The organism is Acutalibacter sp. 1XD8-36 (assembly GCF_009917525.1).
Lineage (GTDB): Bacteria > Bacillota > Clostridia > Oscillospirales > Acutalibacteraceae > Acutalibacter.
In genome coordinates, this window is record NZ_QZDU01000007.1 from 99,501 (window position 1) to 123,134 (window position 23,634).

Below are 23,634 nucleotides of genomic sequence, written 5' to 3' on the forward strand. Positions count from 1 at the left end.
AAGCGCCTCTTTTTAAGGGGCGCTTTTCTCATATAAAAAAGGAGGAATTTTTATTAACTACATAACCGACATGGAATTAACCCCCGATCAGGTATCCCCTTCGATCCAGGGGCCCTGCGAGGAGGAAAACGCTCCTCTCTGTGAAACCGATTCTGATATGGCGCTCAGCGCTGAAGAGGTCCGCGTTGAGGCGCCTGAATTGTTCAATCAAGAGCCAGTTCCACAGGATTCCCCGGAACCGACTCTGGAAAGCTCCGATCCCACCGCAGCTCCGGAGGCGGAAGGCTTTTCCCATCAAACCGACATAGACCCTGCGGCAAGACGCGGTCCCCGCAGGAAGACGGCTCCAGTTTTAAACCAGTCTGACACAGAGGCCGCCGGAAGCACGCCTTCCGCCAGCCGAAGACGCGTGCGGCGGCGTTCATCTGTCAAAACAATTCCAGTTATACCAATCGACGAGGGCCGTACTGTGGAAACCGCTGCGGACAAAGCCCGTAACGACCTGTTAGACCTGGTGGAGTCCCAGAAAACCGGGCGCATACTTACAGGCACGCTGCAAGGCGTGGAACGGGCTGCGAACTCTGATACCAAATCATTGGCAGTCCTGTATCATGGAGCTTTCAAGGTGATCATTCCCGCCGAGGAGGCAGTTGTTCTGCCGGACAATACCCGCGGGCGCTCCCCGGACGAAATTCTGCACTATATGCTCACCAAACGCCTGGGTGCGGAGGTCGATTACATCGTGAAAGGCGTGGACCCGCAGTCCAATTTGGCAGTGGGCAGTAGGCTTGAGGCTATGGCAGCCAAGCGTAAGACCTACTATTTCGGCGCAGACCGGGACGGAAACAACCGTATCTACTCCGATGTTTGCGCCGAAGCCCGCATTGTATCTGTTATCCGGGCAGGCATTTTTGTTGACCTGTTCGGGCTGGAGGTGTATATTCCTCTGCGTGAACTGAGCTACCAGCGCTGGATGGATGCGGGGCTGTATTTCCAGCCTGGCCAGCGGGTGCTGGTCAAGGTGCTGGAGGTGGAACGCAGCGGCCGGGACAACGTGCGTGTGGTCGCTTCGGTTAAACAGGCCGGGGAGAATCCATATGAGAAGGCCCTGCGGATGTACTCGGTGGACAGCTGCTATGTGGGTACCGTCAGCATGGTGGACGTAAATGGTGTGTTCGTAGCGCTGGACGGGGGCGTTGACTGTCTGTGCAGCTATCCCAAGCGCGGCAGGCCGCCCAGGGGCGCCCGGGTCACGGTGAGGATTCTGGGTATCAATCATGAGTCTAACCGGATTTGGGGTGCCATTACACATATTGCGGCGGCGAGATAGGAGGCGGCGCGTATAGCTAACATCACTAAAAAGGAACAAAACCGCCGTGCCGATCTGGCCGCCCACGCCCGCCAGATGCTGCTGGAATCCATGCCCATTGAGTACCAGGATGGGATGTGTCTGTCTATCAACCTTAGCGGGTGGTATGTGCAGGTGTCCTTTTCACCTCTCCACCCGCTCATGGTAATCTGTCTGGCAAGGCAAATCAAGACCCCAGCGGCCATCGCCCAGTACCTTGACACTAACGACATGAACCTGCACAGCATCCTGGGCTGCCATACCATCAACAGCGATACCGGCTGTTACGCCTACCGGGCCACCCAATGGCTGGACACCGAACTGACCCATGAGCGGTTCATGGAGATTCTTTCACGTTGCATAGGCGAGGCCGAAAGAGGTTTTGAAAAAATTTTGAAAAAACAGTTGTAAATTCCGACAAGCAGTGGTCTAATATAGGTAGATGCTATCCTGACCGCTGCTTGCCAGTTTTCAGGAGGAAATATATGAGTTCAAAAGCATCAAAGGCCAGGCTGTTGATCAGCTTGGCGACCACATTGTTTTTGCTGTTTACGATTTCACTTTCCGCTCAGGCACGGGATGGCACTGACGGTACGGAGATGCAGATCGCCACGCCGGAGCAGTTGGAAGTACAACTGGGCACAGCTTGGGCTGGAGTAGAGTTCCAGCTCAAAACGGAGCACGGCCTATATCCAGGCACGATACCTGTTGGGGACGACGGCGTACTGCGATTGGAAATTGGCGGCAGTTCCAGCTATCAGTTGACCTGCCTTACCTCAAAGGCGCCTGTTCCAACGCCAAAGCCTACACCTGAACCGGTTACGTCCGCTGTTCTCACAAACCAACCTGACAGTAAGGCTGAATCAGGTGAAGAACAGCAGCCGGGTTCACAGCCGCAGGCGACAATCACCGCCACAGAAACAGGCTCAGTTGACCCGGCGTTCACCCTGGCGGATATTCCCATCTGGCAGTTAGGCTTACTGGGCGGCGGAATGGTCGTCGCCATTGGAGCGCTGATCGTCATGGCGGTGCTGAAGAAACGCCGCGTCAGCGAGGATGAAGACGAGGACGATGGGCTGTAGCGTTTCCTGACGGCTGGCTGCGAATAGCAAAACGATGTGCAAAAAACAAATAGGAGTGATCCAAATGAAGCGCAAAGTTAAAAGGCTATTCGCATTGTTTGCTGTCTGTGTTCTGGCTGTCAATATGTTTGCTATGCCCGGATACGCGGCGGCTGAAAACTTCACAGACGTGAAGCCGGGTGCATGGTATTACACGGCGGTAGATTACGCCGTGACGGAGGGCCTGTTCAGCGGTACCTCTGCCACCACCTTTGCTCCAAACAGCCCCATGACCCGTGGGATGTTTGTCAAGGTGCTGGGAAACAAAGCTCAGATTGATTCGGCGGATTACCCAACCAGTAGCTTTTCTGACGTGAAACAAGGCGCTTGGTATGCTCCTTGTGTGGAGTGGGCGGCGCAAAATGGGATCGTCAACGGTACGGGCAATGGCCGCTTTAGTCCAGACCAGAGCGTGACCCGCGAGCAAATGGCGGTCATCCTCTATAAGTACGCGGAGTTCACAGACTGTGACATGACAGTCCGGGCCGGGATGCTGGATAAGTTCCCGGATGGGGGCAAGACCTCCGGCTATGCCAAATATGCCATGGAGTGGGCCATAACACATGGCCTGCTCAGCGGCAGTGATGGAAAGCTGGACCCCCAGGGCACCGCTACCAGGGCCCAGGTGGCGCGGATTTTTTATAACAGCCGGGAGCTGCTGGCAGGCAGCGGGAATAAACCCGTTGACCCAACTCCATCCCCTGTGCCTACCCCCCCTCCCTCGCCTGCCCCGGATGAACCCAGAATTCTTATTACAGACGAAGTACGGGCCAAGCTCAAGCCCAACCAAGACCCGGAAAAGCTTTTGGACTATGTGCTGTACGGCAAACATGATGACCCGACTTTTGCGTATGATGGAACTACAGCAAAATGGGATCCTGCACTAACATCTGCCGATGACACCGGCCGTAAATATCTTGGTAGCTGGGAAAATGTCGAAGATGAAATACGGGGATCAAGTGCAGTGGCAAATGGATTTGTTCAGATGCTTACTCGTACCGCCAGTGACAGATTTTATATCACTGCGGATGTGGCAGACGGATGCTTTTGCCTGTACTACCACCCCGTGGAAGTTCCAGACAGTCAAAGGCTTAAAGAGGTTAAGGCAGCATTAAAACTTCCGGATTCAAAGAAACTTGCCCGTTCGCTTTGCTATGAAGGTGCCGGATGGGCCGGCCCCATTCCTTTGGAAGCATACGGAGGGGCCCGTGGTGTTGCAGAAAAAATTGAGTATTATCTTTGCGATATGCACCCTTACACCACGGAGTATTATATAACCGAACCAGAGTCGGGTGTTTTCTTCCTGCTCTACGGTTGACAACATGGATTGTTCTGTCGTATTCGCCTATAATATAAGTCAGGGTGGGCATAATTAGCACATACCCTATTGATTTGCGCCTAATAATATGATAGGATTAGGCGTAAAGAAAAGAGGTGGGCGAATGCGGCAGTTTAACTATGAACTTCTGAAAGACCGCCAGTGGGACGGCGAAGTCTTGGATCTGGTGGCACAAATACATGAATATAAGGGCCGGCAGGAGCTTTACTTGAAACAAAGGCCCGCAGTCTTGGACAAACTAGTGGTGGTCGCCAAAATTCAAAGCACCGAGGCTTCAAACAAAATCGAAGGCATTGTGACCACCAGCATGCGGATCAAGGAATTGTACCTGGAGAAGACCACGCCCCGTAACCGGGACGAGGAGGAGATCATGGGGTACCGGGATGTGCTCAATACCATTCACGAAAGTTACGAATACATCCCGCTACGCTCCTCTTACATCTTGCAATTGCACAGGGACTTGTACCAATATTCGGCAAAGTCCATCGGGGGACGGTTCAAGAATACGCAGAATTTTATTGCGGAAACCAGGCCAGATGGCATCCGGACAGTGCTGTTTATACCGATGGAGCCCTATGCGACGCCGGGTGCAGTTGATGAGATATGCGACAGCTTTAACCGGGCTGTGGACAACTGCATTATCGACCCGCTGATACTGATTCCCATTTTTATCCACGATTTTTTGTGCATTCACCCATTTAACGATGGAAACGACCGCATGGCGCGTCTGCTTACGACCTTGCTGCTCTACCGCTGTGGCTATGTGGTAGGCCGGTATGTCAGCATAGAGAGCAAAATCGAGAGGACGAAGGAGACCTACTATTCTTCTCTGCAACAGAGCGGTATTGGCTGGCATGAGGGGGAGAATGACCCGGTGCCGTTTGTGAAGTACCTGCTTGGCATAATTCTTTCGGCCTACCGGGACTTCGAGAGCCGTGTGGATATTTTTGCCCAGCGGCTCTCGTCTTTGGAACTGGTTAGGAAGGCTGTCACCAGTACCATCGGCAAGTTTACAAAGAGCGAAATCATGGAACAGGTACCGTCCATCGGCAAATCATCTGTGGAGAACGCTTTGAACGTGCTGATCCAGGAAAAAGTGATCGAACGACATGGGCGAGGGAAGGCTACATTCTATACCCGCACAGATTAAATCATTACAAGTGTTGAGGGCATCTGCTGGAAACAGCAGGTGCCCTTTTTCATGCCAATTTTATGAAAGGGGGTGATGCCCACTTGTCTGTTTCCCACGGAAGGGGGTGATGTCAACATTCAATAAGAATCCAGGGAGGTGGTATGGCTAATATAATTTAATTCATAAAGGCGGTGATAACCCTATCAGATCCACTGAAAAAGGAGCGTGATACCCACACTACAGCGCTGCCAGTGGGAGCCACTTGAAGGCTCCCACTGGTAGTTTTTTTAACGAACCATGACTTTAAGAAAAGAAAGGATGGCTACATGACCAAAAACATTAAGAGATTTCTTGCCCTGATCCTTACACTGGTGCTGTGCGTTGGTATGGTGCCTGCCCCGGTCTTTGCTGCCGAGGTCACCAGTAAATCTTCTGAAGCCGTTGCCGAACCAGAGAAATCGAATATTGCGTCCTCATCAAAACCGGACAGCAGCCCCGCTCCGGAGGAACCCTCCCCAGGCCCAAGCAGCGAACCTACCCTGACCCCGGAACTGTCCGCCGCGCCGGCAGACGAACCGGAAAGCATCTACGATACGGAAATGGCCTCAGTGGACGCTCAGCAGGTCTGGCCCGCGCTTCAGCGAGCCAGAGCCAGGGCAGCGGCAGGGGTTGGCACAGGCGGTGTGCTGCAGATGGGCTATTATTGTTTCAAGTCCGATGTAGGCACTCTCACCACTTTGGGGGAGTATGTCAGTCAGATGCCTGCCAAGACTATGCTCATTAACGGAACGAATGTGGCCGCGTACTGCCTTGAGCATGAGAAGGGCGCAACCGGGGGAACACCCTATACCTGGGTGGACTTGTCCGTGAACGCTCAAGATACGGTAGGTACGATCATGGCCTTGGGTTTCCAGTGGAACGCCCCGGACTTTTGGGTGGGCCCCAGCGATAACGGCGATAAATGGGCCGTGACCCAACTTCTGATCTGGGAAACCATCAACGGCCACGCCTTTATGCAGGGAGACGGCTTGTTTGGCGTAGAGGCGGCGGTAGATGCGGATATGGAGAAATGCGCTCCCCATGCCTATAACCCCACGAAGTTCCTGGAGTATTACCGGGACCTGAAAAAGCGGCTCAACGACTACATGAAGGTACCCAGCTTTGCCAGTAAAGAACCTGATAAAACAGAAACGATCACTCTTAGATGGGATGGGAACGGATATAGTGCCACGGTCACAGATTCTCGAGCGGTTCTCAAAAATTATCATTTTGAGAACTCAATTCCAGGCGTGACCATCCGAGCAAATGGGAACACTCTTACGCTTTCTACTACTCAAGCGATCATCAACCCCAAGACGTCAAACAAAGTGGATAGCGACAGTGCTATGCTGGGAGGCAAAGGTGCTGTAGCAGTCTGGCGCACTAGTGATAGTTCCCAACAGAACTTCGCTACCTATAATGTGTCAGGCGGCGATCCTGTAAGCTGCTACATCAAGGTCAAAACGGATGCAGTGGGCAGCGCTGGTCTGGTCAAGACCAGCGAGGACGGTAAGGTGTCCGGCATCCAATTCCAGATCACCGGCAGCGACGGCAGCAGCGTGACCAAGACTACCGACGCCAACGGCAATATCGACTTGGAGGGTATGCCCATCTATGCCGCTGACGGTTCAAAGATCACCTACACGGCCACGGAGCTTAATGTGCCAAATCGGTATGTCAAACCGCAGTCCCAAACCTTCCAGCTTACCGAGGGTCAGACAGCCTCCATCCAGTTTGAGAACAAACTCAAGCGCTGGCGGGTGACGGTCACCAAAGCCGACAGCAAGACCGGTTCTACCGCCCAGGGCAACGGCTCTCTGAAAGGCGCTAAGTTTGGCGTGTACCAGGGCGGCACTCTCGTCAAGGAGTACACCGTGGGTGAGGATTTGACCTTTACTACCGACTATTATCCCTTTGGCGAAGATTGGACGCTGAAAGAAATCAGTGCTGGTGAGGGCTACAAGGTCAGCACCGTAGTCACCGACCTGTGCGAGATCCCCGCTGGCTCCAACGAGGAATTTAATGATAATACTGTAACCGTTACCAACGAGGTCATACGCGGCGGCGTTTCGGTGCAGAAACGGGACAGCAAGACCGGGGAAGTTCCCCAGGGTGACGCTAACTTCGCAGGTATCGTGTTTGAGATCATCAATGATTCCACGAATACTGTGGACGTCGATGGCGTGAAGGTTGCTCCCGGCAAGGCGGCCAAGGAGATCACTACCAACGCCCAGGGCTTTGCCACTACTGGCCCCAACTGCCTGCCTTACGGTGACTACATTATCCGAGAAAAATCCTCCAACAGTTCCATGCTCAAGACCTTTATGGAGGAAATTCCGGTAACTGTTTCTGAGGATGGCAAGGTTTATCCGTTTTATGCAGACAACGATGTGGTGCGTGGCGGTATTGCCATTGAGAAGCGGGACAGCAAGACCGGCGAGGTTCCCCAGGGTAACGCTGACTTCGCAGGTATTGTGTTCGAGATCATCAACAGCAGCGCCAACCCGGTGGTCGTGGGAGACACGACCTACGCTCCCGGGTCGGTGGTAGCCACCATGACTACGGACGAAAACGGCCATGCTGAAACTGCGGATGACGCTCTCCCCTATGGCCGGTATACTGTCAGAGAGAAAGAAACCAATCAATCCATGCTGCTGACCTGGCCGGAGCAGCAGGTCACAGTTTCAGAAAACAAGAAAACCTATATTGTTACCGCCGTGGACGATGTAGTCCGGGGCGGTATTTCTGTTGAGAAGCGGGACACCATCACCGGCAGCACACCCCAGGGCGATGCCGACTTTGAGGGCATCGTCTTTGAGGTCATCAACGACAGCCGGAACCCGGTCATCGTCAATGATAAGAGCGTGGCTCCTGGTGAAGTAGCCCTGACCCTGACTACCGATGCAGAGGGCAAGTGCAGTTCCGCTCCGGACGCTCTGCCCTATGGAGCCTATATCCTCCACGAAAAAACCACGAATGAATCCATGCTGAACACCGCTCCCGACCAGCCTGTCACCATTGACGAACACCTCAAGGTGTATCCGTTCTACATGGATAATGAGGTGGTGCGGGGCGGTGTGCTCATTGAGAAACGCGACCTGGAATCTTTGCTCCTGACTCCGCTGGGCGGCGCGAGTTTGGATGGCACCCTGTTCGAGATTACCAATAAGAGCAAGCGGGCTGTCTATGTGGACGGCGCTCTGTATGAACCCGATACCGTCTGCCTGACCATCGAGGTCAAGGATGGCGTGGCCCAGTCTGACGTGCGGGCTCTGCCCTACGGAACCTATTCCATGGTGGAGAGCAAGCCCGGCAAGGGCTATCTTTGGACAGACAAGAAGGTGCGTGACTTTACTGTGCGCAAGGATGGCGAGGTTACCGAGTACCGCGAAGGCGATGCAGCTTACAATCAGGTCATTCGCGGCGATTTGAAATTCGTCAAGGTGGGCGAAAAGAATATGCACCGCTTTGCGAACGTGGCCTTTAAGCTGACCAGCCAGACTACCGGTGAGAGCCATATTCTTGTCACGGACGAGAACGGAGAAGTGCGCACCGAGAACCAGTGGAACGCCCACAGCCTCAACACCAACGGCAACGATGAGAAGCCCGAGCTGGAATGGGACGACCTGACCGGCTCCTGGTACGGTCTGACCACGGAGGGCTGGATCGTGGAAACCCAGGACGGACTTTGCGCTTTGCCCTTTGACACATACTGCCTTGAAGAACTGCGCTGTGAGGGCAATAAAGGCTATGAGCTGGTGACGGTTCCCAACATCACGATTTCCCGTGACAGCACTGTAATCGAGCTGGGTACTATCGATGACCATGAGGAGGAGAATCCGGAAATCGGCACTACAGCTACCGTTAACGATGAAAAACTGGCCGAACCTCTGAGCGAGGTAACAATCGTTGACACTGTGCGGTATTCCGGCCTGACCGCTGGCAAGACCTATAAGCTGTCTGGCGTTCTCATGGACAAGGAGAGCGGCAAGCCCCTGGAGGTTGACGGTAAGCAGGTCACGGCGGAAAAAGAATTTACCCCCACCAAGAGCAGCGGCACCGTGGAACTGTCTTACACCTTCAATGCCAGCACTCTGGCTGGGAAGTCCGTGGTCGTGTTCGAGGACTTGTACGAGGGTGAGAAGAAAGTCACCAGCCATGCGGATATTGAGGATGAGGGCCAGACTGTCACCTTTACCGAGCCGAAAATCGGCACCACGGCCACCGCTAACGGCGAGCATACCGCCGAGCCGATCGGCGAAATCACCATCATCGACACTGTAGCCTATTCCGAGCTGATTGTGGGCAAAGAGTATACGGTCAAGGGTGTGCTCATGGACAAGGCCACAGGCGAAAAACTGCTGGTGGATGGGAAAGAAGTCACTGCCGAGGCCACGTTCCGGGCCAGCAAGCCGGAGGGCACCATCGACATTCCCTTTACCTTTGATGCCTCTGCTTTGGCCGGTAAAACTGTGGTGGCCTTTGAAACCTTGTACCGGGACAAGCTGGAAGTCTGCGCCCATACCGATATTGAGGACAAAGAGCAGACGGTTACTTTCAGCGAGAAACCGGAGATCAAGACCACCGCCACCGTGAACGACGAAAAGAAAGCCGAACCTGCGGGAGAGGTTACTATCGTTGATACTGTTACCTATAGCGGCCTGACTCCTGGCAAGACCTATAAGCTGTCTGGTGTTCTCATGGATAAGGCCAGCAATGCGCCCCTCCTGGTGGACGGGCAGAAAATCACTGCTGAAAAGGAGTTTACTCCCGAGAATGCCTCCGGCACTGAAGAAATCACCTTTACCTTGGATGCCACCGCCCTGCCAGGGAAATCGGTGGTCGTCTTTGAAACTCTCTATCATGAGGATAGAGAGGTAACGTCTCACGCCGACATCAAGGATGAGGGCCAGACTGTAGAGTTCGAGAAGCCTGACGAGCCGGAGATCAAGACCACCGCCACAGTGAACGGCGAAAAGAAAGCCGAGCCCGCGGGCGAGGTTACTATCGTTGACACCGTTTCCTACACCGGTCTGACTCCTGGCAAGACCTACAAGCTGTCCGGTATTCTTATGGATAAAGCGACTGGAAAGCCTTTGGAGATTGATGGCAACCAGGTTACTGCTGAAAAGGAGTTCACACCTGAGAAAGCCAGCGGCACTGAAGAAATCACCTTTACCTTTGATGCCTCAGTTCTGGCTGGAAAATCGGTGGTCGTCTTTGAAACCCTCTATCATGAGGATAAAGAGGTAACTGCCCACACCGACATCAACGATGAGGATCAGACCGTTACCTTTGAGGAACCGGATAAGCCTAAAATCAAGACCGAGGCCACCGTCAACGGCGAGAAAGAGGCAGACCCATTGGAGGAAATCACCCTAATTGACAAGGTGACATACTCCAATCTAGTCCCCGGCAAGGAGTACCAGGTGAAGGGTGTGCTCATGGACAAATCTACCGGCAAGAAACTGCTGGTGGACGGCAAAGAAGTCACCTCTGAGACCACCTTCACACCGGATAAGGCTGAAGGCTCCGTAGAGCTGTCCTTTACCTTTAATGCTTCCGGCTTGGCCGGGAAATCCATCGTAGCCTATGAAACACTGTACCACAAGGATATTGAGGTCGCAGTTCATGCTGACATTGACGACGAAGACCAGACGGTCACCATCAAGGACGGCCCCAAGCTGAAGACCACCGCCACTATCGGCGGCAAAAAAGAAGCTACCATCTCCAAGGAAATCGTGCTGGATGATAAGATTGCCTATACCGGCCTGACCCCCGGCAAGGAGTATACCGTCAAGGGTGTGCTAATGGACAAATCTACCGGCGAGAAGCTTCTGGTAGATGGGAAAGAGGTCACTGCAGAAACTACGTTTACTCCAGAGAAGCCCGATGGTGAGGTAACCGTAAGTTTCAAGTTCGATGCCAGCGGGTTTAAGGAGAAGATTGAGACTGTCGTGTTTGAAACTCTGTACCTGGGTGACAAAGAAATTGCCTCCCATGCAGACATCAACGACAAAGACCAGACTGTTACCCTGGTGCCCGAAAAGCCTAAGACGCCGACTACTGATGTTCCCAAGACAGGCGACGACCGAAGCCTGACCATGCCGCTCATCATGATGTGCGTGTTCTTTGCAGGTTTGCTGGCTGCCATCTTCTTCTGGTACCGGTTTTGCGACCGTAGAACTGGCTCGAAAAAGAATAGGCGATAAACACTCTTTATCGATAAAATGTTAAATATTTATATCTAAATAGCTTGACTTTGCGGCTGTGATGTGCTATACTATTTATATTAAGACCGCTACGTTCAGGCTCCCAGGTGGATAGCATACCGGGACGGGCCAGAGAAAGGAAGGCCCCCAATAGCGTAGACCACAGCAGGTAACTGCTGTTTTGAAGACAAGGCCGGAAGGCTGCAATAGGACATGAAATGGTTTCCCCGCTATCCGGGCAACCTCATGTTCTTTGCGGGCTTCCGGCTTTTTTATTTTCATTTTTAGCTTACATCGAAAGGAATTGCGATATGAAGAAACATAAAACAACAAAAAGGAAGCAGCAAATGCGGTGTCCGTACTGTGGCAGCCCGGTGATTCTGCGAAGCGCTGACGGTATTTACCGTGAGAACAAGAACAATACCATGCTCTATGTTTGCAGTAATTATCCAAAGTGCGATGCTTATGTGAAAGCCCACCCCGGTACGAACCGCCCCATGGGAACGTTGGCGAACCCGGAGTTGCGCACTCTTCGGCGGACGGCACACTATTACTTCGACCAGTTGTATAAGTCTGGAAGAATGACCCGGGAACAGTCCTACCGTTGGCTGGCAGACAGAATATGTGTGCCCATGAGCGAGGCGCATATCGGTCATCTGGGTGAATATTACTGCAAGCAGGTGATCCAGGATAGCAGGGAACTCTTGGGGGCGCAGGCCCGGCACGGCCCGGGAGAAAGGAGGGCGTCATGAAACTGACGAGGGAGCAGCAGATTAAGGTTGAGGAGAATATGGGCCTGGTGGGTCAGGTGCTGAAGGACAAGCTGCGTGGGCAGTCCGCCGTGGGGAGCTATACCCGTGAGGATTTGTTCCAGGTTGGGTGCATTGGGCTGTGCAAGGCAGCGGCTACCGATAAGGGCGGCACGTTCTCTACATACGCCTACCGGCTGATTTGGCATGAAATATGTGATGAGCTGGTTAAAGCTAACAAGCAGGTGAACAGGGAGGTGTTGGACGAGAATGAGCTTTCGTTTATTGACGTAATAGTTGATGAGGAGCAGAAGGCTGAGCTGAACTTGGATGTGTTTCGGGAGCTGCTGGATGCCAAAGAAGTCGCCCCGCCCCATGTGGTGAAAGGTATAGATGCCATGATTCTGATGGCCAAGGGGTACACCTGCAGGGAAATCGGTGAGAAAATGGGTGCGACAGATAATCTGGTAAGCGCCTGGGTATCTAAGGCACGAAAGTTCCTGAAGGGCAGGCCGCAGTCGGCGGCAGTGCTTGAGTTGTACGCGGCATAAGACTTTGCGGGGTACTGAGCGTTGAAGCTCGGTACCCCGCTTTTTTGTATTGGAGGAAAACTCTATGAGAAAACACAAAAGAAAAATTGTTGTTCCCCTTTTTATAATGGTGATGTCATTGCTCATGTTTCGATTTGTGCTGTTTATTGGCTATGTGCCGACCGAGTCCATGGAGCCGACCCTACGCAAAGGAAGCTTTATTATCGGCAGTCGGATTTTTGGCGAGCTGGAGGTGGGGGATATTGTGGTGTTCCGGCATGAGGAGAAGCTGCTGGTGAAGCGGGTTGCCAGGGTGGAAGGTAATATAGTGGAGCATAGGGGTGAAAAAAAGACTGTGCCAGCAGGGGAGCTCTATCTATTGGGGGACAATGAGAGGAACTCTTGGGATTCCAGGTTTTGGGAGTATCCGTTTGTCTCTGAAGAGAATGTGTATGCGATACTTATGACCTCATAAATACGGGGTGCCGTTGGAATTTTTACAAAACGAATGATACAACCGTCCCTTAGAGAGATATGGCACACCTTTAAGAGATATCTTGCCTAATAATTGAGACGGAAACAATCGAAAAAATCAAAAAATCCGCTTGACAAAAGCAATGCTATATCATATACTTGATCTAACATATGACGATTTAGTCATCGTTACTTGAATCAAGCAATCCAGAGCAGAAGGAAGGTGAGATATTGAACAAGATTCCAGCACTTACAAAGACCGAAGAGAAGGTTATGCTTTTTCTCTGGAGACAGGGAAAGGCCCTCAGCGTCCAGGAAATGCTGGAAAACTGGGACGGAGAGGAAAAGACATGGAAGGACAACTACATGAGGGCGATTGTCCATGCGATGGAAGAAAAAGGCGCCTTGAAGTTTTCCGACTTAAAGCAAAAGGGCAGCCGATGCTCCCGGCGGATGCGGCCGATGTTTTCCAAGGCGGAGTACTACAACCAACTGAGGAGGCGCGGCGGCCTTACCATAGGCGAGATGGCCAAGGCGGAAGCGGTTGCCATGGCTAAGGATGAGGACAGGGAAGGGATGGATGCGCTGCTCCGGGACCTAGAGGGGATCATCGAAGAATACCGCACAAGGGATGATGAGTGAAATGAGCGCGACAGTCTTTTCATTACACTATGTGAGTGTTTTTCAGCATCTGGTTTATCTTTTGGAATCCACATTCTGAAAGGACCAATTCGGTTCCTTCACTTGTTTGGCGTACATATTATACAATCTAAGAATACATATTCTATACTTGATTTTTAGGGGTATTATGAATATAGATCTCATGGTGTTGTTGACCATTTTAACGCATTCTGGCCAGATCGAGAGGAGAGTTCGCTGATCAAGAGCTACACTACATACCAGAGCAAGAGTGAACCCACTTCATATTACTACCGCAGCGAAATATAGGAAACTCCATGATGACGAAAGAAAGCCTTAACCTGCGCAGTGTTTAATTGAATGCGCGCCATAAAGGAACGTATCTTATGGTCAATATCCGCCGCAGAAACAGGAAGATTTCCAGAATGGACGTCAAGTTTTAAGGCATGGTTCAGGTACCCATCCGGATTCAATTTCGGGCGAATATGGGGGCAAATATAACACCTCAATTTTGTCCTGGCGCTTCTCCAGCCAAGCCGTAACCATTTTCTCGCAATGAACCTTCAGGTTGTCCAAAATCAGGAATATTTTGTGCGATGAACGGGAGATCAACCGATGCATGCATAAATGTGAGCAAACGCTACTGCGTCATGCTGTCCTCATAGGCCATAAATCGTGCAGCACCTTCTTCTGAAATGGCGGAGATCATGTTCACATGTTCCTGTTTCGATTCTATGGTCAAAACAGGCGTTTGACCACGAGGCGCAAAGCCCCGCTCATGGTTCTCCCGATGCGATATGAGCGCAAAGGAAGTTTTCAGTCAGGAGAAAGGTATGAGATATCCTTTTCCCAACTGTTTGGGTTTTAGCGGGACAAATGAAGTAATAAAAGAAGTCACTTGATTTTGGTACCAGACTGGCTTGCAGAAAGGATTAAGGAGAACACGATAAAACGTTTTCGCGTCATAACCTTGTCGGAGCGGTCGGCCCACAAATTGTGTTAGGGTGCTTTCTGGGCATTGTTGGTGCATTAACTATGTTTTTGTATTCGTTCATGTTCCAGAAGAAAGGAATGAATGCTGGGGGTTATGTCCAAACATTAAAAGAGCGGCTTTTACAATTAACATTATATCAAGGATGAAGTTGTTCGAGTAGGGCGATTTTGAAAATCTTGGAAATCTAGAAAGACTGAAGATAGTATTAGATTCATGTGATGACGCACATCTAATCCACTAGCTATATAGGATGCAGGAAAGGAAGGAGTGAATGTGACCCTGTAAGTTGAGGCTATATGGGAATTCTTTTCTAGGAACAAACAGCCGCATACACTCTGTAGTTTGCTCCAAAGCTGGAAGGACAGAGATTTTATGCTTGATGAGCTTGACAAAGTTTATCTATAGTGGTAAAATATTCTGGGATAAAGGACATAGAATCAGACAAAAGAAGTAGTGAAATGATTCGTCATTATCACAACCAAACACGACTATAATGTTTGCTATTTCATTTTTGATACCGACTTCTGGTTTTCTCGTTGTAAAAAAAGCTTTGCGGTTAGTTTTGTCATATCTTTAAAGATTGTTTGTTTATATTTTCTTTAAACATTTCTTTTTAGTATATGTACATATACTAAACACTACCTATAAACCAAACTTTTTTTAACAAGACGCATTCGATTTTATGTTAAGTGTTTTTGATGGGTGATGGTGATATTATGAAAAAATATTTAATTATAATTCAAAAATCCTTAAAATCGGAATCAGCATACCATTCTGCTGCGATAACAGGAATGACCAGTTCGTTGTTGACATATTTAATTCAGATTTTTCTTTGGCATGCTCTGTTAGGAGCCGGGACACAGAATCATACTAATTTCTCTGAAATGTTGATTTATGTCCTTGTTAATACTGTGATGATTGAACTTACCAAAGGAAACGTGGCTAACATGATTGAGGCATCTATGATTGATGGATCAATTTCAGTGGAATTATTGCGTCCAATCTCTTATAAACTTTTTACTCTAGCAAATTTATTTGGGAAAAACGTCTACAATGCGGTAATCCGAGCTTTACCAATTATTACGATTAGCTTTTTTTTAATACAGTTTAACTCTTTGCCGGATCTTACTCATTTGGCGTTATTCATAATGTCCGCATCTTTGGGAATTATGTTGATGTTTGAAATTACTTATTTTGTTGGTCTATTCGCATTTTGGATTCAGCGGTGTTGGTTCCTTAGTTGGTATTTAAGCGGCTTTTTAATCTTCTTTGGTGGAACGAAGATTCCGATATGGTTTTATCCTAAATCGCTTGCACAACTAAGTTATTTGCTTCCTTTTCGCTATATCACGTTTGAACCCATAAATTTTTTTCTTTGTAAAACTACAGTTGAAGATGCATTTTGGCCGTTATTTATTGCAATATTTTGGCTGGCTCTGTTATGTATTTTCGACAGGTTTGTTTGGAGATTTGCATTGAAAAAGCTTTGTATTAATGGAGGATGAAAATTCATTTATGGCGAAACGCACATTTTTACTTGTTAAATCATTTATGGTGATTGCATTCAAAAGAGAAACTGCTTACCGAGCTACTTTCTTGTCAGGAATTATTGGACAGTGGATTAGTTATGGAGCAACATTTATATCACTTTATATTTTAGCAACAAACTTTGGACAAGTAGATGGATGGAACGGATCGGAAATAATGGTACTTTATAGTATGTCTTTACTTTCCTACTCTATAGGAGGAATTTTTCTATTTAATTTTTCAACAGGACTTTCGCGTCGCATTCGTTCTGGCGAGTTTGATGATTCTTTGACAAAACCAATTCCCCCTCTAGCACATGCGATTTTATCAAGCGGTTTTAATGTTTGCTACATCAGTCATATTTCAATTTCAATTATGGTTTTTGTTTTTTCCCTCATATCCCTAAATTATTCTATGTCATTTGTTAACTGCGTATTTATTATTTTCGCAATCCTTTCTGGGGCCATGATTCAAGCTGCAGCATTTATCGCTTCTTCGACTATGGCATTTTTTACAGTAGGAAATAACCCTTTAATTGATTTCATCATGTATGATGTCAAGGAATTTACTAATTATCCGCTTGGCATATTTCCAAAAGGTATTCAATATATTCTGACATTTATTCTTCCGTTTGCAATGATGAATTTTTATCCAGCTTCTACCCTTTTGAATAAATCTTTGCCAGAAGGTTTTCCAACATTTCTACCTTATCTTAGTCCCATTATTGGATTAATTGCCTTAAGCTTAAGCGTTTTTCTATGGAATTGGGGATTGTCACATTATAAGAGTACCGGATCTTAAAGAAATCGAGGTTTTTAAGATGAGCTATATCGTTGTAGATCATTTGTGTAAGGAATATCGAATTGCTCAAACAGAAAAAGGCTTTAGTGGAGCAATTAAGTCTTTATTCCATCGAAAGTATACTGTAAAAAAAGCTGTGAATAATATCTCTTTTGTGATAGAGAAGGGAGAAAGTGTTGGATATATTGGCCCTAATGGTGCAGGTAAATCTACCACAATAAAAATGCTTTCAGGTATACTGATTCCATCAAGTGGAACCATAACAGTTGGGGGGATTATTCCTTATAATGAACGGAAAGAAAACGCAAAACATATTGGTGTTGTTTTTGGACAACGATCTCAGTTGTATTGGGATTTGCCGTTATCCGATACTTTGGATTTATATAAATATCTTTATCCGATTCCATATACGAGCTTTAAAAAAAATTGTGATTTTTACATAGAACTTTTTGGGTTGAATGAGTTTATGCATCAACCGGTTCGACAATTAAGTTTGGGACAAAAAATGAAAGCTAATATTGCAATTGCGCTCCTACATGAACCAGATATATTGTACTTAGATGAACCTACGATTGGGCTTGATTTGACGAGCAAAAAAATTGTACGAGACTCATTAAAAACAATTAATAAATTGAAGCAGACCACGATTATTTTAACCACCCATGACATGGATGACATTGAAGCGGTTTGCGATAGGCTGATTTTGATTGATCAAGGCGAAAAGTTATTTGATGGTAGCCTAAGAGAATTTAGAACGAAATACGATGATGGGTTAATTTTTAAACTTGAATTTGAAAAAGGGGCAGCACCGATTTGGCAGAATGATTGTGCATTTGAAATAATCGACCAAAATGACCATCAGTGGATTATTGGCGTTCCCCCTACCCACTCGTCAAAAGAAGCTATGATTGAATTGATAAATAGGTTTGATCCAATAAATCTGTATGTTTCAGAAAAAAGCATAGAAGAGATTGTGAGAAAAATTTATAGCAGTGTGCATTTAGAGGATACATAAATGAAACAATTATGTGTTTACACAAAAAGTACTAAAAGATTGCACTTGACCTTGGAGCATTCTTTCGAAAATAACCTAGGTTTATCCCGCATAAAAGAACTTTATCAAAATCAAAAACTTGATTATGTGTATTTTGGCAATGATTTATGTGAAAATAAAATACCCAGTATCGCTGAAATCGATGAGATGATTTCTTATTTGGTATGGACTCTATCACTTTCGTTTCTCTTGTTGTTTCCTTGGAAGATGCATTTGACTTTGAATTTCCTGATGACAAACTTATTATGTCAGAAGCGAATACGATTTCAGGATTAAAGGATATCATCGTTAGCACAAGGCAAAATAATGGGGAGGGAGGTTTGTGATATATAAAAATCCGATTTATGATCCATTTATTTCAACAATCCCAGATGATACCATGATATTTTCAGCTATTGATTCAAAATCAGATTTCTTTAGAAAATTTGTTATGGAAAACTATATTAACTTTTATGCGATACATCTAAGATCAAATGATGAAGTTGTATTCCGCTTTGAAAATCTGATTGACTATGAAAGTATATATGGGTTAAAAAGAGTGTTTCTTCCTGTTGATTTGTTGAAGAGAATGCGAAAAGACATAGATTTCTTTATTAGTCTTATAAGGGATGGGTATTATCTTAGTGTGCCCATTGCGAGAAGAGTGATTGATTTTTATCAAGATTCATCAAATGCTACTCATCGGATGATGATATATGGCGTTGACCCAGATAAAAAAATGTTTATGTGTAAAGACTTCCAGGGACATTCTTTCGTTCCATTTGAAATTACATATGAAAGCTTATCCAAAGGAATTGAGTTGTACAGTAACCCAAATTCTCGTGAAAGTGATGGATTATTGGCATTTAAATTTGATGACAATATTTCACATGAGATTTCATATTCAAAAGTTTATCTTGAATTATTAAAGCTTAAAGATGGCCTCACTGTCGGGAACTTGGATTCATATGGAATAGGAGCACTGGATTCATTTTTAAGAAATATAGAATCAACGAATGCTAATAATAGATTATTAGCAAGGTGGTATGAAGTTTCAAACTTTTTGCGTGAAGCGGCTAAGCTTATGCAACTTCGGTTTGAAATCCTGTGTGACGATTTGAAGATTAATGCAGATGAATCCTCTACTAATATTGTAAGGGAAGTTTCCGAGTCAACAGAAAAGCTCTTTTTTTTGATTTCCAAATCTTTTTTGTCAAATCGCTTTGATGATACAACAAACAAACAATTTGTAGATCTTTGTGATTTATCCCGTAACAGCTTTTTTCGGGTTTCTAGCCTATTTATGAAGCTTATCATAACATAAGCTTCGTATTGAGTACAGAGCGAATGAATTTATTTGCGTGTTATAGATACTGGAGCGAGAACCGCATCTGCACGGAGAAAGGGCCGTGGTGCGCCGGAGGGAGCCGCACAGTAAAAAAAGAGGAGCTTGCAGGAAAACATACTCCTCCAAATAGAACGGGATTATGAGACAAAAAATTGTAAGGACGAGTGGATTAAAACCAAGTCACCCCAATCGTCTTTAGAGAAAACATTTTCCTCAAAGGAAAAACATCTTCTCTAAAGACGGTGATGGGGATCTCAATCTGATCCATTCTTCTTTCCGGCTTTTCAATTCCTAATCTTGTTTCTGCTGGCAGGTCTATCTTTTGTGGACCTGCCTTCTTTGTGGCTCTCGCGGCAGAGTGTGGCTAAAACTCCGTGCAGATGTGGCTCTCGTTCCGGTATTTACACCTGGATTGATTCTCTCGCTGGCCACCATCGAGGGGTCCTCGTGCTTTTTCCTTGGGGATTGTGCTGTATTGCTGTTACATTGGTTTACAGGAAAGTTGCTTGCATTAGAATACCTCCGCGTCAGCGGGTTTTGTTTAATAGTGATTGTGTTTAACCCAACAGACATTTAGCCCCAAAAGAAGCGCTCCAGCTAAACACAATCAAAGTCAAATCCAAAGGAAATGAGTTAAACACAATAAAATCCATGGAGCGCCCGCCTACGAATTATCTTGAAAAAGCCCGCCGCCTATGGTATGATAATATCAAAGAGGTGATACGCATGGAACCTGCCACGACTATCGGCCAGGGCCTAGACGCAACGGACATGGCCGGCTGCCTGCAAGCGCCTGCTCTCGGAGAAAGCCATTCTGGCCCGCATTATGAAAGAGTGCCTGGAGGAGTTCCGGGATGTGCCAGTAGAGGACATAGAAACCAAGTATATCGAAGGCACGCCAGAAATTGGTGAAACGCCGGTTTTGGCGGATGGCACCCCACGAATCAAAGGCGATACCAACGAGGACACTACTATCAGGGAAGGCACAGTGGCTTTCGACATCCGGTTCCGAGCCATAGCGCCCAGGCTGGACGGCTATATTGAGCTTATCATCAATATTGAGGCGCAGAACGAGTATTACCCCGGCTATCCGCTTATTAAGCGGGAAATATACTATTGCAGCAGGCTGATTTCCGCCCAGTACGGTGTAGACTTCCCGCCGGAGCAGTACGGCAAGGTGAAGAAAGTCTACTCCATCTGGATCGGCATGAACCCGCCCAAGTACCGGGAGAATACCATCAACCGCTACCGCATGGCGGAGGAGCACCTGGTAGGCAAGGCAGAAGAAAAGCCGGAAAATTACGACTTGCTTACCACCCTGATGATTTGCCTGGGTGATTCAGACCGCTCAGAGGGCCTACTGAGGATGCTGGATGTGCTGCTGGCAACAGATATTCAGCCACAAATAAAGAAGAATGTGTTGGAGGACGAGTTTTCCATACCCATATCGCAGAGCTTTGAACAGGAGGTGTCTGGTATGTGTAATCTGAGCAAAGGCGTTTTAGAGAGAGGATTAAAAGAGGGCAGAGCAAAAGGCATCGAAGAAGGCATGAAGCAAGGCATAAAGCAAGGGACCCAAGAGAGCCTCCTGCAATCCATCAAGAACCTGATGGAAACGCTGTCGCTTTCTGTGGACCAGGCGATGGAAGCTCTTAAAATCCCGGTGCACGAGCGGGCCGAGTATGCCCGGATGCTGGAAAATAATTCGTAAAATTAGTTGCAAAACCGCCTCTGTCCTGTGTAATACAGGATGGAGGCGATTTTATGTTAAAACAATTTTCAAAATATCTGCAAAGGCAAGGGAAATCTTCCAGGACAATTTCTGCATATTGCAGGGTCATGACCCTTTATTTCAAGTGGTGTGAGGAAACTTTTGGTGAGCCGCCCGCTCAGATCTACCGCGCTAATGTGCTGGAATATATCTCCTATATGCGCAACCTAAAGAATTACAGTCACAAGACAATCAATCATCACCTGTCATCCCTGCGCTGTTACTGCGACTGGCTCATAGAAACCGGCCAGCAGACCGAAGCGGCAGTTTTGCCCAGCGACTTCATGAAAGTCCAAACGCAGTACGCCAGCCCCTGTACCGTGACCAAGAAAGATGTGGAGGCTTTCCGACAGAGAATCCTGGAGAGCGGCAGCAAGCGGGATTATGCCATTGTTACCCTGTGCGCATACACCGGCATCCGGCGTGATGAATGCGTGAACCTCAAGCTGAGTCAAGTCGATTTGACCTCTAAGGAAATCCGTGTGACTGGTAAAGGTGACAAGCAGCGGCTGGTGTACCTAAACGATAAGACCGTCCACGCCCTGCGGGAGTACCTGAAGGAACGCCAGTCCGCGAGTCCTTTCCTATTTATAAGCAGGCAGAGCGAGAAACTGACCCCCAGCCGTATCAATCAGATTTTCAACAGATATTCAGACACCATCACGCCCCACAAATTACGTCACTTTTTCTGCTCCCATGCTTTGGAAAGCGGATACTCCATCCATGAGGTGGCGAACCAGGCAGGCCACAGCAATGTGCAGACCACCTTGATTTATGCCAACCCCACCGCCCAGGCCATGAAAGAAAAGGCAAATAAGCTGTGAGGTACAAATGAGAAAAAATATCATCTTTATAATTATAGTGCTACTTTTGCTCATGGGCTTCGGTGTGGCGGCATGGCAGGTCTACATTCCCATCCAAGAGGATAATGAGAGTGTACAGTCATATGAAGATTTGCGGAAGCACATACATCAATATAGGGTAACTCCTACTACCCGGCCAGATGTCAGCCAAACATTGGAACTGGAACTGCAGCCAGACTTTGAACAATCCCAAGAAGATACCACCGAACAGCTACAGGCCGAAATTGACTTTGAAGCTCTGAAAGCAATCAATCCAGAGATTGTCGGCTGGCTCACCATCGACGGCACCGATATCGACTACCCCATCGCCCAACACGCAGACAACGATTATTATCTGCACCACCTGTTCACCGGCGAGTGGAACAGCTCCGGGTGTATCTTCCTGGACAACCGGAACAGCCCGGATTTTTCCAACGAGAACAGCATTATCTATGGCCACAACATGGATAACGGCACCATGTTCCAGAATCTTATGCACTATAAAAGCCAGGAGTTCTATGAGCGGCACCCCACGGGCAAGCTGATTACGCTGGAGGGCAGCTTTAAGCTGGAGTTTTTTGCCGGGTATGTTGCTAATGTGGACGATGATGCTTGGCCGACGGATTTTACATCAGAGGAGGAGTTTGCCCAGTGGCTTTTATCTGCAAAAGAGCGTTCTCTGTTTTCAAACTCAGTTGCGCTGACCGCAAGCGACCGTGTTGTTACTCTTTCTACGTGTAGCTATGAATTCTACAACGCGAGGTTTGTGCTTCTGAGCAAGCTCATACAAAATTGACTTACAAAATTTGTTTTCCTATTGCAATTACAATTCAAATATGCTATACTATACACTATAGTATCAAGTTTGTCTTTAGCAAACATAGTTATCCGGGTTATCAAAGCGTCTTAAAGCCTTGTGCTTTTAGGCGCTTTTTTGTTTTTTCATAACGGAATCAGAGCATAATGTAAAAACAAGTTATGAAAGGTTATAGCTGGACTGCCCGGTGGCCCCGAGCCCTACTCTAGCTATATCCTGGGCTTTACAGCAGCGGTTCTTTCCGAAAACAGATGAAAACTGTCCACGGTGTTCGGATTGATAAATACGTAGTCGAGAATATTTATTTCTCCGATACAGTGTGGCACCTTCAGCCCTTGGAGAGGGGCTTTAATAACTACTACTCTATAATACAAGGAGAATAAAAATGAATCAGAAAGGAAAAGAAAAGCTAAAATTGAAGTATATAGGGGATGATTTCTGGTCGCACCCCGTGTACAAAGATCAACACAACCACCTGTGGAAGGATATAAGTTGCGGTGATTCAGAAATCCCCTCCCTATATTCTGTCGTAAACAATGATTTTGATGGTGAGCCAGAATATCCTATAGCACAGGAGTTTATCATTATCCGTGATAAAGTCAAGGTGGATAAAAGTTTTCAGTATATGATGCTGGACCGGCTAAGAAGCGACTGTGACTATTATCTTGGATATGGAAACAGAAGTCAGGCCGGGCTATCAGGACACGATGAGAGAGAACACATTGAAGCCATGAAAAAAATCTGGCTGGAATTTGCCGAGGATGAGAAACCCCAATGGCTATCATGGGAACAGATACTGGACTATGAGAGAAAGATGTGTGAAAGCAAATAGGCGTTTATAACTTAATATCAGGTTCCAAACGGTGCAAAAAGGCGCGCATAGAAAAATCTTTGCGTGCTTTTTAATATAATGGGGCA

The 23,634-nt window shown here is 47.6% G+C and carries 19 protein-coding genes and 1 pseudogene; 19 read left to right on the forward strand and 1 reads right to left on the reverse strand.

The features are described 5' to 3' along the window. Positions 1-70: 70 nt before the first annotated feature. The 10 genes from D5270_RS11770 to D5270_RS11815 all read left to right on the forward strand — a co-directional run bounded on the left by D5270_RS11770 (position 71) and on the right by D5270_RS11815 (position 13,586). Complete coding sequence (locus D5270_RS11770) at positions 71-1,330, forward strand: S1 RNA-binding domain-containing protein (protein WP_166544282.1); 1,260 nt, start codon at positions 71-73, stop codon at positions 1,328-1,330. Positions 1,331-1,405: 75 nt separating this feature from the next. Continuing rightward, the gene (locus tag D5270_RS11775) at positions 1,406-1,759 is read left to right on the forward strand and encodes a hypothetical protein (protein ID WP_166544283.1); all 354 of its coding nucleotides are present in this window, start codon (positions 1,406-1,408) and stop codon (positions 1,757-1,759) included. A 212-nt stretch (positions 1,760-1,971) separates the two neighbouring features. Next, positions 1,972-2,430 carry a hypothetical protein gene (locus tag D5270_RS11780; protein ID WP_166544284.1) on the forward strand — a complete coding sequence of 153 codons (459 nt, stop codon included), beginning with the start codon at positions 1,972-1,974 and terminating at the stop codon, positions 2,428-2,430. Positions 2,431-2,494: 64 nt separating this feature from the next. Then, positions 2,495-3,787, forward strand: coding sequence for an S-layer homology domain-containing protein (locus D5270_RS11785; RefSeq protein WP_166544285.1), 1,293 nt, complete (start codon positions 2,495-2,497; stop codon positions 3,785-3,787). A 124-nt stretch (positions 3,788-3,911) separates the two neighbouring features. Then, positions 3,912-4,958 (forward strand): Fic family protein, encoded by a 1,047-nt coding sequence (locus D5270_RS11790; protein WP_166544286.1) that lies wholly within the window; start codon positions 3,912-3,914, stop codon positions 4,956-4,958. 308 nt (positions 4,959-5,266) lie between these two features. Beyond that, on the forward strand, positions 5,267-11,191 hold the full coding sequence (locus D5270_RS11795; protein ID WP_166544287.1) for a VaFE repeat-containing surface-anchored protein: 5,925 nt from the start codon (positions 5,267-5,269) through the stop codon (positions 11,189-11,191). A gap of 347 nt (positions 11,192-11,538) precedes the next feature. Then, positions 11,539-11,943, forward strand: coding sequence for a DUF3268 family zinc-finger domain-containing protein (locus D5270_RS11800; protein WP_243150345.1), 405 nt, complete (start codon positions 11,539-11,541; stop codon positions 11,941-11,943). Further along, positions 11,940-12,491, forward strand: coding sequence for a sigma-70 family RNA polymerase sigma factor (locus tag D5270_RS11805; protein ID WP_166544289.1), 552 nt, complete (start codon positions 11,940-11,942; stop codon positions 12,489-12,491). The genes D5270_RS11800 and D5270_RS11805 overlap by 4 nt, the downstream gene beginning before the upstream one ends. Before the next feature lie 64 nt (positions 12,492-12,555). Next, complete coding sequence (gene lepB / locus D5270_RS11810; RefSeq protein ID WP_166544290.1) at positions 12,556-12,945, forward strand: signal peptidase I; 390 nt, start codon at positions 12,556-12,558, stop codon at positions 12,943-12,945. Between the two features lie 230 nt (positions 12,946-13,175). After that, entirely contained in the window at positions 13,176-13,586 is a 411-nt protein-coding gene (locus D5270_RS11815; RefSeq protein ID WP_166544291.1) for a BlaI/MecI/CopY family transcriptional regulator, read from the forward strand. Between the two features lie 451 nt (positions 13,587-14,037). Here D5270_RS11815 and D5270_RS17280 read toward each other — a convergent pair. Then, positions 14,038-14,201: pseudogene (locus D5270_RS17280) on the reverse strand (transposase); the annotation flags it as partial. Between the two features lie 1,074 nt (positions 14,202-15,275). Between D5270_RS17280 and D5270_RS11825 the strand changes: the two are divergent. From D5270_RS11825 to D5270_RS11865, 9 genes are all read left to right on the forward strand, one after another. Then, on the forward strand, positions 15,276-16,082 hold the full coding sequence (locus tag D5270_RS11825) for an ABC transporter permease (RefSeq protein ID WP_166544293.1): 807 nt from the start codon (positions 15,276-15,278) through the stop codon (positions 16,080-16,082). Between the two features lie 10 nt (positions 16,083-16,092). Beyond that, positions 16,093-16,905, forward strand: coding sequence for an ABC transporter permease (locus D5270_RS11830; protein ID WP_166544294.1), 813 nt, complete (start codon positions 16,093-16,095; stop codon positions 16,903-16,905). Between the two features lie 19 nt (positions 16,906-16,924). Further along, positions 16,925-17,920, forward strand: a complete 996-nt coding sequence (locus D5270_RS11835; protein WP_166544295.1) for an ABC transporter ATP-binding protein — start codon at positions 16,925-16,927, stop codon at positions 17,918-17,920. Positions 17,921-18,123: 203 nt separating this feature from the next. Beyond that, a complete protein-coding gene (locus D5270_RS11840) occupies positions 18,124-18,285 on the forward strand; it encodes a phosphopantetheine-binding protein (RefSeq protein ID WP_166544296.1) in 162 nt (53 codons plus the stop codon). Beyond that, entirely contained in the window at positions 18,282-19,262 is a 981-nt protein-coding gene (locus D5270_RS11845; RefSeq protein ID WP_166544297.1) for a hypothetical protein, read from the forward strand. The genes D5270_RS11840 and D5270_RS11845 overlap by 4 nt, the downstream gene beginning before the upstream one ends. An 850-nt stretch (positions 19,263-20,112) precedes the next feature. Then, complete coding sequence (locus D5270_RS11850) at positions 20,113-20,997, forward strand: hypothetical protein (RefSeq protein WP_243150346.1); 885 nt, start codon at positions 20,113-20,115, stop codon at positions 20,995-20,997. Between the two features lie 53 nt (positions 20,998-21,050). After that, positions 21,051-21,881, forward strand: a complete 831-nt coding sequence (locus D5270_RS11855; protein WP_166544298.1) for a tyrosine-type recombinase/integrase — start codon at positions 21,051-21,053, stop codon at positions 21,879-21,881. A 7-nt stretch (positions 21,882-21,888) separates the two neighbouring features. Continuing rightward, positions 21,889-22,695: a class B sortase gene (gene srtB, locus D5270_RS11860; protein ID WP_166544299.1), complete on the forward strand. Its 807-nt coding sequence runs from the start codon at positions 21,889-21,891 to the stop codon at positions 22,693-22,695. Positions 22,696-23,101: 406 nt separating this feature from the next. Beyond that, positions 23,102-23,548: an LPD11 domain-containing protein gene (locus D5270_RS11865; protein WP_166544300.1), complete on the forward strand. Its 447-nt coding sequence runs from the start codon at positions 23,102-23,104 to the stop codon at positions 23,546-23,548. The last annotated feature ends 86 nt before the right edge of the window (positions 23,549-23,634 follow it).